Here is a 12700-nt window from a genome sequence, read left to right on the forward strand (position 1 = left end):
CACTAATAATCAGATATTAATTACAGAAAAAAAACAAGAATCGGCTATAATCAAAAATATTTTAAAATGGTTACAAACTATAAAAAAATTGATTTGTTTGGGAAAACATTCATTCAAAAAGTGAATTTAAAATCACCTTTTCAATTTGCTTTTCCTGTTGCAGAACAAGCTTGCTTTTTGTATATGCTGAAGGGCGAAACGCAATTTCAATTTAACGATAACCATATTAATATTCCTGCCAATCATGCACTATTACTGAATTGCATCAATCCGGGTAAACAGTTAAACACTTTAAATAATAGCAATGGAGAAATAGTAATCGTTACTTTCCATCCAGATATACTAAAGAAAATTTATGCAAGAGAACTTCCGCTGATATTTCAGAAAAATGACAACATCACTAATCAGTCAGGCAAAAAAGTCAACAATGATTTTTTAATTCAAAAATATATTGAAGGTCTGCTTTTTTATTTTGAAAACCCATCTTTAGTGAATGATGAAATTTTGATTTTGAAACTAAAGGAAATTATCCTTTTGTTATCGCAAGCACAAGATGCTGAAACCATACGCGTAATACTGTCACAACTTTTTTCACCAACAACATATACTTTTAAACAAATTATAGAATCCAATCTATTCTCGCAGGTGAATATCGAAGAATTGGCAAATAAAGTCAACTTGAGCATTTCTTCATTCAAAAGGGACTTCAAAAAACTATATAATGACTCGCCTGCCAGCTATATTAAAAACAAAAGGTTGGAGAGAGCTGCAGAATTGCTTTTAGCTTCTGATGAACGTATTACAGACATAGCCTTTGACTGTGGTTTCAATGACCTGGCAAATTTTACAAAAAGTTTTCATGATAAGTACGATACTACACCTACAAATTATCGTTTGAAACCAGATAATAAGTAATAGGCATTGATAAACAACTTACTATTACAGTATTTATAACTTGCTAGTCTATGATATAAACCGGCATACGAAATATAAAGCTCGTTCCAGTAGTGTTTGAAGTTACTGCTAGATTTCCACCATGCGCATTTGCAATTTGAGCGGCGATATACAATCCTAAACCCAGTCCTTGCTGACTTGGACTACTAGCTTCTCTGGTGAAAGGTTCAAATAATGTTTCGAGTGCATCTTCAGGAATCGGCTTACCTCCATTTGAAACAATAAGCTCGAAATAATTTAGCGCTATTCTGGCAATGACTTTTACAGGTTCATTCGGTGATCCATGGGTAAGCGCATTGGCTACCAGGTTTGATAATAATTGTGAAATGCGGTCTGCATCACAATTAATAGTTTTTTTAACTTCAAAATCTACGGTTACTATTCTTTCAGGAAAAGTTATACGCAACTCCTCTATAACATGCAAAATAATTGGTTCGATGAATACATCTTTTAAATCCAGGGATAGGCCCCCTCCCAAACGCACCCTGGCAAAATCCATAACATTAGCTATCAGCTCTTCCATACGAAGGCTGCTTTTTTTAATCATGCCTACAATTGATTTATCGCGGTCAGATGAAGCAGAACGGGTTAAAAGTGACGCACCTGATTTTATTGCGCCTAAAGGATTTCTTAAATCATGGCCTAAAACAGCAATAAATTGCTCTCTTAATGTCGCCATTTCACGTTCTTTTAATAAAGTCTTTTCTGCGTCAATAACCGCATGCCGTAAATTTTCTTCATAAACTTTTCTCTCAGTAGCCTTATAAACATTTAAACGTATAAATAATGGTTTGTTGTTCTCATCGTTTCTAATATATCCATTTAGAAGAATATGAAGCTTGCTGCCATCTTTTAATAATAATTCGGCAGCGACCTCTTCAAAAGATCCATGTAATTTTAATAATGGAGATAAATGGGTTTCATAAAAAATTCTGCTGCCCATAGCCAGCAAACCGGTCATACGTTTACCAATCAGATCTTCTTTATTATAACCCAGCCATTCCAGTAATTTGGAGTTTATTCTGATAATTTCGCCACGTGGATTTGTAGAGATATAACCAGATAATGAATGTTCAAGAAAGTCCTCAAAGTTATTCTCAAGGCCTGAATTGTTAGGTTCTTTTGGATCTGACGACATATTATAAATAAGCTTTTATAGCTGATATTGTTTCCTCAGGGGCACTCAAATGAGGACAATGACCAGTTGCTTCTAAAATTACCAGCTTACTCTGATCCATTTTTTCATGAATGTACTCACCAACTTCTATAGGCGCAATAATGTCATCCGAACATTGAAGTATCAATGCGGGTATAGTACAAGTACTCAATACACTCCGGCTGTCAGTGAGAAAAGTTACACGTGCAAATTGCTGAGCGATAGCAGGATCAGTACGGCAAAAACTATCCGTTAATTCTTCCCCCAACTCACTCCTGCCAGGATTGGCCATTATTAATGGGGCCATTGTCATTGACCATCCCATATGATTTGTATTTAACGACTCTAAAAGTTCATCAATCTCACTCTTGCTAAATCCTCCCGTATAATCTCCGTCATTGATATAAGAAGCAGATGGAGATACTAAAATTAATGTTTTAAATAAGTGAGGTGCCTTTTCTGCTGAAAGTATCCCCATCATGGCGCTAACGGAGTGCCCAATAAAAATAATATCTTCTAAGTTCAGCTTCTCTGCAATCTCAATTATATCCTGAGTGTAACCATCCAGGTCTTTATATTTTGCCGGGTGATATGCTTTCAGGTCAGATTTCCCCGCTCCAACATGATCAAATAAAATGATTTGATAAGAATCCTCAAAGGCAGGTGTAATAAAGCGCCACATATTTTGATCGCAACCAAAACCATGTGCAAACATCATAGGTGATGTACCACTCCCCTTTATTACGACATTGTTCCTGCTAATTACATCCATTGAATTCTTTATTATAATCCGGATAAATAGTCAATTACTATAAAGGCATTTTGTGAAATCGAATTTTCAAACGATTTGTTCAAAAATACAAATATTTCTTTAAACAAATGAATGTACCAGATCATCTGGCAATTGAAATACTGCTCTATACACAGAAACTATGCTCCTGCCTTTCTCTTCCTCCAGAATTCAGCATCAGGCCATCTCTTTTCTTCCTTGTAATACTGAGATTTAGTACTGATATAATCGTCGTATATTCTTTTCAAACCTTCATTATAATTATTGATACTATTCGCATCCTCATCCTGACTTATAATAGCCAGTGCCCCATTACAAGCTGAACTCATTGCAAAGCCGATTCCCATAGAAGAAATAGGATCAAATGAACAGGCAGCATCACCAATTGCAATAAAATTTTTAATTTTTGTGCTATCCGTAAAGTGAGAATATGCATTTTTTACCCAGGGCTTTTCAAAAGCCACTGTTCCTGAAACCTTATGTTTCACATGAACCGTATCTAATAATAATGCTGTCCAGTTTTCAATTTTATTAATCTGCTTCTTTTTTGCATTACCAGCATCCGTAAATAATGATAAAACTATCTTTTTTTCAGGTAAAACGGCATAATACCACCAGCCATCCTCAACTGTTTCCAGGAAAAAATCCTGCGCTAAATCTTGCTCTTCCTGAAATTCAAGAAAAGCCCCAACGGCTACTAATTCATCATCTTTTGTAATATTTGCTTCCAGGTGCCTTGCTAAATGTGACTGTCTGCCTGTAGCATCAATTAAATATCTGGCATTAACAATAAATCTGCCTTCTGTTTCGTGATTGATATTTACCTGCCATCCTTCGCCCTGAGCCTGATACTCCGTACAACGGGTGTCGGCCATAATAACAGCGCCCATATCACTGGCTTTAGCTAACAAAGTCAAATCAAAAGTAGAACGGTTAAGCTGGTAACTATCAATATGTGTACTGCTTATTGAATGACGCTCAGTGATTTGTGAACTACCCCAGGCTGCATTACTACTATAGCCGGGCAGAAAGCAATCATCTCCGAAATCAGACTTATCTAACCCCAAATAATCAAGAAGATCAAAAATACTTGAACTCACCTGCTCTCCTATTCTTTGAATATTCAAATCACTCTGCTCTACAACTGTAACATTTAAATCTGAAAATTTTAAAATACTTAAAGCGGCAGAGGCCCCTGCAGGGCCTCCACCAACTATAAGTACATCTGTATCAAATGCATTTATCATAAGCGCTATCTTCTAAATTTAAATCTCACTTTTGATAATTCTTCACTGATTTTTATTTTTTTGAAAGGATGATAGGTAATGGCATTGATACGACCAACACCTGAAGCCAGTAACGATACATTTTCTGTAGTTGCGAATTGTTCCTTTCTTCTACGCCTGGCTTTAGCTACATCAAGATAAAATATGGGCGTTTCAATTTCTATAGCCTGACCATCCACATTCAGACCATTATTATCATATTTCAATTTCACCATGATTTCACTTATAAGTGGCTTCTGGCTGGTATAGAACTCGTGACCACGCTCAGTCTCTAACAAATAAGGAAAACCGGCATTATTAGCATTCATATCTTTAACAAACCCTAATGTATCCCAAAATTCAACCATTTGAACATAACTATTGAGGCCTCTTTGATAATTCATTTGACGTCCGGATTCCCATTTGCCATTTGCATGAAATCCTTCTTTAGTTAATTCACCAATTAATACATCCCATGGACTTTGCGGAGGCCACCAATAACTGTAATAAACAGGCGGCGTTGGAATTCTGTCGATAATTTTTCCGGTATTATCTACGATATAATCTTTAACCTGAGTTGGATTGGTAAAGTTTATGTTTTGTACTGTACAATTGAAGAAATCAGCCTGCCATGGACAAGCCATTCTTTTGGTCAAATCACCTGGCTCACATCCGCCGCCTAAACATTCGTCCCTGGTCACAGTTAAAAATCCCGTTTCCTTCCCTACATTGAAAACTTTGTCATATTTAACAAGGCTGTTTTTTACTTTTAGGGTAAATGGTATGTTTAAATTGTAAATAATCTGATTATGAACATTCCAGGTCACTTCAATTCCGGGAGACATGGGTAAGCCAATGCAATTTCCTACACTAATCGTATCTGAAGCTGGTACTACACCTTCCCAATGCTGATCTGGCGTCAAATTAAATTTGCCGTCTGCCCATTGTTTGAGTAAAAACAACTGCGTTTCAGTAAGCGCTAAAAACTTTAAAGGATTCTCATTTCTTACCGAATTAGTGCCTGAATTTAACGGCATTAAGGGAAATAAATCTCCTTCTTTAACAATTTCTTTTCCGCCTTCAACCGTCAGGTATTTGTTTTGATCTTTAAATAAATACTCCTGAGGATATTTATCCTGAGGGTATTTAGCTCTATATTTTTCTTCTTTCAGGATAATTTTATTCTGATCCAGATGATCAAATTCCTTTTGAGTATAGGTTAAAGGATTTGGATTTTCAATAGGCGTTCTCGTATAGGGATCAATACCTCTAAAGTAATTGAACACCTTTTGGCGCGTTGCATTGGCAGTGCTGTTATTTTTATTGATTTCATAAAAATCCAGACTAGCTAAATTAGCCATTGGCTGAACATTCGCTACCCATTGATAACCTTTCATTCTATCAAAAATAGGCTTAATGTCTCTCTGGAAATTTGCTTCAAATTCTGGCTTAAACTTACCTTTATCAAATAATTTTGGAGTAAATCCAGGACTATTTCTAACATAAACATCAAAAATACTGTCGCTTAGCGTACTTATATTAACTACTTCAGGAGCAAAGTCCGGAGATCCGACAATACACCATGCATCTACCGATTCTACCTTATTATCAGTATAGGTCACTTTGCAGTACACAGGGCCATCAGAGATATCATCATGCCATTGATCACCACCTCCAAAACCAGTTAAATCGGTATTACCACCTGTTCTTCCAAAACCACCAAATACAATTAACCGGCCTTCGGCATCTGTAATGATACCTCCCAGTGAGTCAACCGGCTGGCCATATTTTACTTTAGCCGGGGGGAACTGCGCTTCAGTATAGTTTGCCGGAACCGATTTTTTATCAAATTTAAAGTTAGAATCAATAGGTTTTGTTCCTTTTAAAACGGTAATTCTTCTGGGACCATAATCAATGAATAATGATTGCCTGTTTTTGATAATATCACTATTTCTTAACGGAACTTTCCATGATGCATAATTATTCTTATCGCCAAATAATAAATTCCCTTTAAGTTCGTCAAATTCATACCACTCAGCTTTCTTATTTGCCAGGTGCACAGTCCATTCTATGGATTTAACATCCTTCCTGTTGATGGTTATTTCACCAGTTTGGTCATAGACTCTGAAAGGTTGCCCTTGTTTTTTAATAAGCCCCTTGCTATCCTTAAACTTCTGGATTTTTTTAGTGGTGATTTTTCCGCCTTCAAATTCTAAAGGTATACCTCCGATTTTGTCAGGAACAATACAAAACTCGTTTGGACTATTTCCTAAACGGGCAACTCCAATTGTTGGATGAATTTTAATACTCATGAGCGTTAGTTAAGATGATTTCCTACTCATCTGGCTTTTCGGAATGCGCCCCGTTTTTGAAATGGCATCTGGACTCCATTCGCTATAAGAAACTTATAGACAGCACAATATAAGTCAATTATCAACACACAAAAACACCCATATGCTAAATATGTAAGAATTTTCGTTATTGAACAAATTGAATAAATCGCTATGGCTAAAAAGGGTAAACTATGCACAAAAGGAACAAAGAATTGAATGCGTTGGCCGTTCAAAATTATCTTATGCTCAAATCCTTTCTTTTGCTTTTGATACCGGTACTCTTGTTTTCCTGCAATTACCCGGGCGAAGGAAGTTTAGGAGGTTTGGCTTCAATTACTATTCCTGTTCAGCAATAAAAGCACTACATCATATGACTTATTTATCTCTGTATAGAAATATTAAATAGCAATGATAAAATGAACAGCTATATTCCAGAAAAACACTATGTAGCAATAAAAAGCGTAGGTTTTGCAAACTAAAATTCTAATTTTGAAGGCTATTGTAGCTTAAATTCCTTCATGCCAAAATTCGACTTCAGTACTCTTAATTATCATTATTCACAAAAAAAAGCTTTCTGGGTTGAACTAATAGGGAGTCCATCAATGTTCTCTTTAGAAAGCAGAATATTTCATTCTATCTGTATTGGCATGATCGTTTTGGCCAGTTTATATGTGCCATATGATATATCTGCAGGTCTTTATATTGCAGCAATATCCACTTTTCTAATTGGTTTGTTCTTTTTACACCAGTACTATTATTCCAGATTTCGTGGCAAAACACATAGCTGTACATTATTCGGTTTGATAGGTCTTTTACTTTTAAGCGTTAATTACTTTGCTAATTCAGGAATCGTTGGATCTACTGACCTGATATGGCCGGCTTATCTCTTATTGGTATTTACAATTTCTCCCTATCAACAGCATCTCAAGTGGCTAGTTATCTATTTATTATGCTTTCTTGTATTGCATTTTCTTGAATATTATTACCCTTTTTTGGTGAAATATCCATTCACTGCTGGTCGGGGACAGTTTATTGACCGGATTACTGCATTTCCTATACCTGTAATCATCATTTACATCGTTATTAAATTCATGAGGCGGAGTTATGATAAAGAGCGAAAAGCTACGGAAGAAAAGACAATTGCAGTCCAGACACTGATGTCTATCATTTCACACGACATGAGGACTCCACTAATGAACATACAAGGCTATCTGGAGTTATTAAATACAAGTGAAATAGATCAGCAAGACCGGCTGGTATTAGAAAAAGCATTGCTTAAATCTACTAACAATACGGTGGAAATGCTTTCTAATTTGTTACAGTGGTCTAAGTCGCAGATGGAAGGCCCAAATGTAAACCTGGTTGTTGTAAATTTGATGACAACATTACAGGCTACCATAGAGATGGAAAGTATGCATGCCCTGAAGAAAAATATATCCCTGAATTATCATATCCCTCCTGCAATGGAAGTGGTTGCTGATATTAATATGCTTCAGCTGGTAGTACGCAACCTAATCAGCAATGCGTTAAAATTTACTCCTGGTGGAGGACAGATTTCAATCAAAGCTGAGGTGATATCCGATAAATGTAAAATAAGTATTAGCGATAATGGAAGAGGGATTCCGCTGGATAAACAGAAAAATATTTTTTCAATTAAGTCCGAATCAGAATTTGGTACGGATAACGAAAAAGGAATTGGCTTAGGCCTGGTACTTTGCAAGGAGTTTATAGAAAGGCAAGGCGGGAAGATAGGATTTGAGAGTGTTCCGGGAATTGGTTCCGACTTTTTTATTGTTATAAAACTGACACCCAAAACACACTGATCAGATCAGGCAAAACACCTTTAAATAAATAAGTTTTAGTTGAACCCGATAAATGGAGTGAAAATTGTAAGTACTTAATTTTTTAAGAAAAATGGTAACCGAATATGAAAAACAAAGCTAGCTATTGGATAGATCGCCTGGATCTTCAACCACATCCTGAAGGTGGTTATTATAGAGAAATTTTCAGATCTCATGCCGTAGTTCGTCGTCATAACGAAAGTGAATTAAGAAATGCCTGCACATCCATTTATTACTTGCTGGAAGGTCAGGATTTCTCCGGCTTTCATCGCTTAAAGTCTGATGAGCTTTGGTACTTCCACAGTGGCCAGCCAATAAACATTCACGTTTTAGATAAGGATGGGGGTTATAAGTGTATAGAACTTAGTGATTCAGAAACTGGTAATCTACAAGTTTTCATCGAATCCAATTGTTGGTTCGCTGCAGAGATTTCATCAAAACTGGGCTTTGCACTGGTAAGCTGCGCAGTTGCACCTGGTTTCGATTTCTCAGAGTTCGAGATGGCAACTAAAAGTTCGTTGAGCAGCGTTTACCCATCTCAGAAAAGTCTGATCGATAGGTTATGCAGATGATCATGTGGGTGAGTGTTACCGTTATTGAAATTCATTTCCACAATCATAACAATGGAAACACTTATTCACTTTGAATGGGTAAACTAAGAGCATAATTGAAATTACCGTTACCCACCAGCTGAATCTGCCTTTTGTAGCCTGCCCGAATGCTACATTTTCTGAACCGCATTTTTCGCATTTTTTTTTAACATCGTTTACAGGTTTATCAGTAAAAAACTGATCTTCATTATCTACTAAATCATTGTTTTCAGCTAACAATGAATCAATTTTTAATGTATCTTTCTCAAACACCATTAACTTCACTCCTCCTACAGCCTGGTTATAAAGTGGCTGGATGGTCGAAATATTCTCATCCACCAAGAAACACGGGATTCCACTATCTTCCAATCTGGCCCGAATTATATTAGCCTCAATTGGATTATAAAAGCTCTTGTATAAAATGATTTTATCAGTCATGATTATTATAAAATAAGTTCAGCCACAAATAACGCCATATAGTATTCAGCATGATAAAAAGATAGCTTATAACGGAGCACAATATACTAAATAAATTGCCCCCCCTGGGCTTCGGCATTCTCAGTGCAATCATTTTGGAGCGGCAGACAAATAAACTTTTATTTTAACTAATTGCTATAGAAGCATTCCAAACTGGTTATTTTTAATGGGTAATTTGCATCTGTGTCCAGGTTATTATTATTAATTTTAACCGGATAAGCTTATCAAAATGACTACAGAAATAAAAAATAAACAGCTCGTCCAATCCGTAACATGAGGAAAACAACTGCACTATTGTTATTTTTTTTGATTACACATACGCTGTCTGCACAGCATAAGAATGGTATAAAAGTCATTAATTCCTTAAAAGTCTATCAGAATTCCTTTGCTCAGAATCCAAACCAGGAACTGATAGAACTAAAAAAAATGATCCCCGACCTTGTTCTGGATATCCGGTATGCCACGACAAACAATTTCATGAAACAAATTATGTACCCCCAGGCACGGGCTTTTGCCAGAAAACCAGTTGCGGAACAGCTGAAAAAAATCCAGGCAGAGCTCCGCAAAAAAGGATATGGGTTAAAAATTTATGATGCTTACCGTCCTTACGCCATCACAGTTTCCTTTTATAAAAAAGCTTCTGATCAAAGTTTCGTAGCCAACCCGGCAAAGGGCTCCAAACACAATCGTGGCTGTGCGGTCGATCTTACGCTGATCGATTTCAAAACAAAAAAAGAGATCCCAATGCCTACCCCTTACGATAGTTTTGCTCCGGAGGCTGCTGCAAATTACCAAAAATTACCATATGCCGTGCTCCGCAACCGGGATTTCCTGATCCGCACGATGCAGGCACATGGTTTCAGGGTAATCAAAAACGAATGGTGGCACTATGATTTTATAGGGTGGCAGAATTATGCCCTGATGGATATTCCATTCAAAAGTCTTTAAGCCCAGTACATTGATAATATTTCATAAGGACAGTACAATTTTACCAAATAAAGGTCTGTCCCGTTTCGCATCTTCTATTCTTTGATGGGCATTTTTAACGTCTTCAATTGGATAAATACTATCTATAACCGGTTTTACCTGTCCGGATTCTATTAACCTGGTAACGTGATGGAGTTCATCTCTGCTCTGCCGGGTAAAAACGAAATGATACGTAGCATTTTTTTCCCAGGCGTATATCAGGTTTTGCGGCTTTGCAATATCGACCAGTGTTACAATTGTACCATAGTTAGCTAAGGCACGCGGGCTATCTGAGAGCGTGCTTCCCCCTATAGTATCAATGATTACATCCACTCCTTTTCCATTCGTATGAGCCTGTATCTCTTCAATGTAGTTTTGATGATGATGATCAATGACTACATCTGCTCCAAGGTGCTGAAGTTTTTCATGCAAAATACGCTGCCCGGTTGTGTACACAAAAGCACCCAGCGATTTAGCTATCTGTATAGCGAATGTTCCCACTCCACCCGCGCCCCCAAGGATCAGAATCGTATCCCCCTTTTTTAGTTTAGCCCGTACCACAAGCATTTCCCATACCGTACCTCCGGCAAGGGGAACAGCAGCAGCTTCCTCATAACTAAGATTCTCCGGCATCCTGGACAAAGTGGACTCGTCTGTAAGGTGATATGCTGCATAACTGCCGGGACCGCCAAAACGAGGGGAATAATATACTTTATCACCAGGCATCCAATTTTTCACGGCTTTACCTACTGCAATAACTTCGCCCGAAATATCGTGACCAGTTATAATTGGTAAATCAAACAGTGACAGGTAATCCCCTCGCCTTACCTGGTAATCAAGCGGATTGATAGCGGTAGCTCTGACCTTCACCAGCACCTGGGAATCATTTGTTATGGAAGGCGTAGCCACTTCCGCTAACTGGAGGACTTCTGGTCCTCCATAATTTTTAATTACAATTGCTTTCATAATTAGAAGTTTCGCTTATTTTCGAAATGTTTGTCCTAAAAAAAAATCATACTGATTTTTATCATAATGATTTTTGAATTAATTTGCTCAGTGTATCAATCGCCCTTTCATTACGTCTGTAGTACGTCCATTGACCGGAGCGGGTAGCTTCGATAAGTCCGCATTTTTGTAATATACTCAGGTAGTCTGATGTTGTAGAAGGAGATAAACCGGCCTTTTTGGTAATATCACTTACACAAACACCAAGATTTGCATCATAGTCTTCCAGTTCTTCAGCAGGAAAGTGTTGACGAGGCTCCTTAAGCCAGATAAGTATGTTTATTCTAGTTTCATTACTAAGCGCCTTAAAGACCATAATTAATTCCATCGCACAAACGTATCGATATTTTCAGAAATCCAGAAATTAAAATAAAGGAGAGTTAGAACTAAAATTAGAACTAACTCCGGTTTAGTGCAATACCAGTAATTCCTGTACAATTTTACTCTTAAAATCAGAAAAAACATCAATTTGACTAATCGCTCAACAGGATCAGCTTCTCTTCCAGGTCACTTAAGGACATTTTACCAAAGGCAAAATCAATTTCTAACAATGTACGCTGCTCATTTTTTGTTAAAGGCCTCTCCTCAATGATCCCAATTAACTCATTCTCGCCAGGAATCGGTGCCAGAATATTTTTCTTTTCGAGTAAGGATTCGAAATACCGGATTCCAAATCTGCGCTGCGATACTGCGTCAAAATGAAGTCCATCCGCATTAGCGGTTAATTCATTTGCCGTTACAAAATAACAGTTCGGCTTTGTTTCAGCAAGTTTCTGAAGGGCATCATTAACCTGGTTATATTCAGTAAAATATTTACCGTACCTGCCACCGCTTAAAAAATCGCCAAGGCCGCCTGCAATAAAAGGAATATCTGGTGCATCAAGCTCAAGACGAAATGCGTCAACAATAACACTCAGTTTATCATAATAAAGGGCGGAAAGACCGCCAAAACTATCATTTTCTCCCTGATGCCATAAGATCCCACTCAACTTGCTGATCTTTTGAGCAAGCTTTGCCTGGAACACCGCATTTTCAAAGAGTGTGCCACCAACAGCCCAATCATCCAGACTGGTACCCCCATCAGCACAAGGTATTAAACCGATTTCTTTCTGGTCATTTTTTAATCTCCAGGCACCCGCAAATGATGCAGCAAGTCCTATACCGGATGTCGGTCTATCAAAATTAATTGGTTCTATCATCGTTTGCCAGCGGCCATTCACCAGCATTTTGATCTTTTCATCATAGATCTGTTTAACATCATTCAAATATCCCCGTCCCGCCATATTTGACTGGCCTATCATTAAAAAGGAATTTATCATATTT

13 protein-coding genes are annotated in these 12700 nt (G+C 37.3%); 5 read left to right on the forward strand and 8 right to left on the reverse strand.

Translation table 11 applies throughout. From position 1 onward, the window contains the following. Positions 1-66: 66 nt before the first annotated feature. On the forward strand, positions 67-915 hold the full coding sequence (locus HDE68_RS14580) for a helix-turn-helix domain-containing protein (RefSeq protein ID WP_183882949.1): 849 nt from the start codon (positions 67-69) through the stop codon (positions 913-915). Positions 916-958: 43 nt separating this feature from the next. Here the strand turns inward: HDE68_RS14580 and HDE68_RS14585 are convergent, their stop codons facing one another. The 4 genes from HDE68_RS14585 to HDE68_RS14600 form a co-directional block, all read right to left on the reverse strand. Continuing rightward, the gene (locus tag HDE68_RS14585; protein ID WP_183882950.1) at positions 959-2092 is read right to left on the reverse strand and encodes a PAS domain-containing sensor histidine kinase; all 1134 of its coding nucleotides are present in this window, start codon (positions 2090-2092) and stop codon (positions 959-961) included. Position 2093: 1 nt separating this feature from the next. Further along, entirely contained in the window at positions 2094-2882 is a 789-nt protein-coding gene (locus HDE68_RS14590) for an alpha/beta fold hydrolase (protein ID WP_183882951.1), read from the reverse strand. A gap of 158 nt (positions 2883-3040) precedes the next feature. Next, the gene (gene lodB, locus HDE68_RS14595) at positions 3041-4147 is read right to left on the reverse strand and encodes a lysine-epsilon-oxidase maturase LodB (RefSeq protein ID WP_183882952.1); all 1107 of its coding nucleotides are present in this window, start codon (positions 4145-4147) and stop codon (positions 3041-3043) included. A 5-nt stretch (positions 4148-4152) separates the two neighbouring features. Continuing rightward, complete coding sequence (locus tag HDE68_RS14600; RefSeq protein ID WP_183882953.1) at positions 4153-6477, reverse strand: LodA/GoxA family CTQ-dependent oxidase; 2325 nt, start codon at positions 6475-6477, stop codon at positions 4153-4155. 212 nt (positions 6478-6689) lie between these two features. Here HDE68_RS14600 and HDE68_RS14605 point away from each other — a divergent pair, with 212 nt between their 5' ends. The 3 genes from HDE68_RS14605 to HDE68_RS14615 all read left to right on the forward strand — a co-directional run bounded on the left by HDE68_RS14605 (position 6690) and on the right by HDE68_RS14615 (position 8911). Beyond that, a complete protein-coding gene (locus tag HDE68_RS14605; RefSeq protein WP_183882954.1) occupies positions 6690-6854 on the forward strand; it encodes a hypothetical protein in 165 nt (54 codons plus the stop codon). 162 nt (positions 6855-7016) lie between these two features. Further along, positions 7017-8321, forward strand: a complete 1305-nt coding sequence (locus tag HDE68_RS14610; protein WP_183882955.1) for a sensor histidine kinase — start codon at positions 7017-7019, stop codon at positions 8319-8321. Positions 8322-8425: 104 nt separating this feature from the next. After that, positions 8426-8911, forward strand: coding sequence for a cupin domain-containing protein (locus tag HDE68_RS14615; protein ID WP_183882956.1), 486 nt, complete (start codon positions 8426-8428; stop codon positions 8909-8911). A 21-nt stretch (positions 8912-8932) separates the two neighbouring features. On the opposite strand, the gene HDE68_RS14620 is transcribed toward HDE68_RS14615, so the two are convergent. Further along, a complete protein-coding gene (locus HDE68_RS14620; RefSeq protein ID WP_183882957.1) occupies positions 8933-9367 on the reverse strand; it encodes a DUF2007 domain-containing protein in 435 nt (144 codons plus the stop codon). 312 nt (positions 9368-9679) lie between these two features. On the opposite strand from HDE68_RS14620, the gene HDE68_RS14625 reads away from it, so the two are divergent. Then, positions 9680-10354, forward strand: a complete 675-nt coding sequence (locus HDE68_RS14625) for a M15 family metallopeptidase (protein ID WP_183882958.1) — start codon at positions 9680-9682, stop codon at positions 10352-10354. Positions 10355-10375: 21 nt separating this feature from the next. On the opposite strand, the gene HDE68_RS14630 is transcribed toward HDE68_RS14625, so the two are convergent. From HDE68_RS14630 to HDE68_RS14640, 3 genes are all read right to left on the reverse strand, one after another. Then, positions 10376-11338, reverse strand: coding sequence for a zinc-binding dehydrogenase (locus tag HDE68_RS14630; protein WP_183882959.1), 963 nt, complete (start codon positions 11336-11338; stop codon positions 10376-10378). Positions 11339-11399: 61 nt separating this feature from the next. Further along, entirely contained in the window at positions 11400-11705 is a 306-nt protein-coding gene (locus HDE68_RS14635) for an ArsR/SmtB family transcription factor (RefSeq protein WP_183882960.1), read from the reverse strand. 145 nt (positions 11706-11850) lie between these two features. Next, positions 11851-12696, reverse strand: coding sequence for a sialate O-acetylesterase (locus HDE68_RS14640; protein WP_183882961.1), 846 nt, complete (start codon positions 12694-12696; stop codon positions 11851-11853). Between the last annotated feature and the right edge of the window lie 4 nt (positions 12697-12700).

Source organism: Pedobacter cryoconitis, assembly GCF_014200605.1.
In the GTDB taxonomy this organism is placed as follows: domain Bacteria; phylum Bacteroidota; class Bacteroidia; order Sphingobacteriales; family Sphingobacteriaceae; genus Pedobacter; species Pedobacter cryoconitis_B.

Excerpts from the sequence above, each read along its gene's own strand:
- HDE68_RS14580 (WP_183882949.1), top strand. The coding sequence starts at position 67 with ATGGTTACAAACTATAAAAAAATTGATTTGTTTGGGAAAACATTCATT.
- HDE68_RS14585 (WP_183882950.1), bottom strand. The coding sequence starts at position 2,092 with ATGTCGTCAGATCCAAAAGAACCTAACAATTCAGGCCTTGAGAATAAC.
- HDE68_RS14590 (WP_183882951.1), bottom strand. The coding sequence starts at position 2,882 with ATGGATGTAATTAGCAGGAACAATGTCGTAATAAAGGGGAGTGGTACA.
- lodB (WP_183882952.1), bottom strand. The coding sequence starts at position 4,147 with ATGATAAATGCATTTGATACAGATGTACTTATAGTTGGTGGAGGCCCT.
- HDE68_RS14600 (WP_183882953.1), bottom strand. The coding sequence starts at position 6,477 with ATGAGTATTAAAATTCATCCAACAATTGGAGTTGCCCGTTTAGGAAAT.
- HDE68_RS14605 (WP_183882954.1), top strand. The coding sequence starts at position 6,690 with ATGCACAAAAGGAACAAAGAATTGAATGCGTTGGCCGTTCAAAATTAT.
- HDE68_RS14610 (WP_183882955.1), top strand. The coding sequence starts at position 7,017 with ATGCCAAAATTCGACTTCAGTACTCTTAATTATCATTATTCACAAAAA.
- HDE68_RS14615 (WP_183882956.1), top strand. The coding sequence starts at position 8,426 with ATGAAAAACAAAGCTAGCTATTGGATAGATCGCCTGGATCTTCAACCA.
- HDE68_RS14620 (WP_183882957.1), bottom strand. The coding sequence starts at position 9,367 with ATGACTGATAAAATCATTTTATACAAGAGCTTTTATAATCCAATTGAG.
- HDE68_RS14625 (WP_183882958.1), top strand. The coding sequence starts at position 9,680 with ATGAGGAAAACAACTGCACTATTGTTATTTTTTTTGATTACACATACG.
- HDE68_RS14630 (WP_183882959.1), bottom strand. The coding sequence starts at position 11,338 with ATGAAAGCAATTGTAATTAAAAATTATGGAGGACCAGAAGTCCTCCAG.
- HDE68_RS14635 (WP_183882960.1), bottom strand. The coding sequence starts at position 11,705 with ATGGAATTAATTATGGTCTTTAAGGCGCTTAGTAATGAAACTAGAATA.
- HDE68_RS14640 (WP_183882961.1), bottom strand. The coding sequence starts at position 12,696 with ATGATAAATTCCTTTTTAATGATAGGCCAGTCAAATATGGCGGGACGG.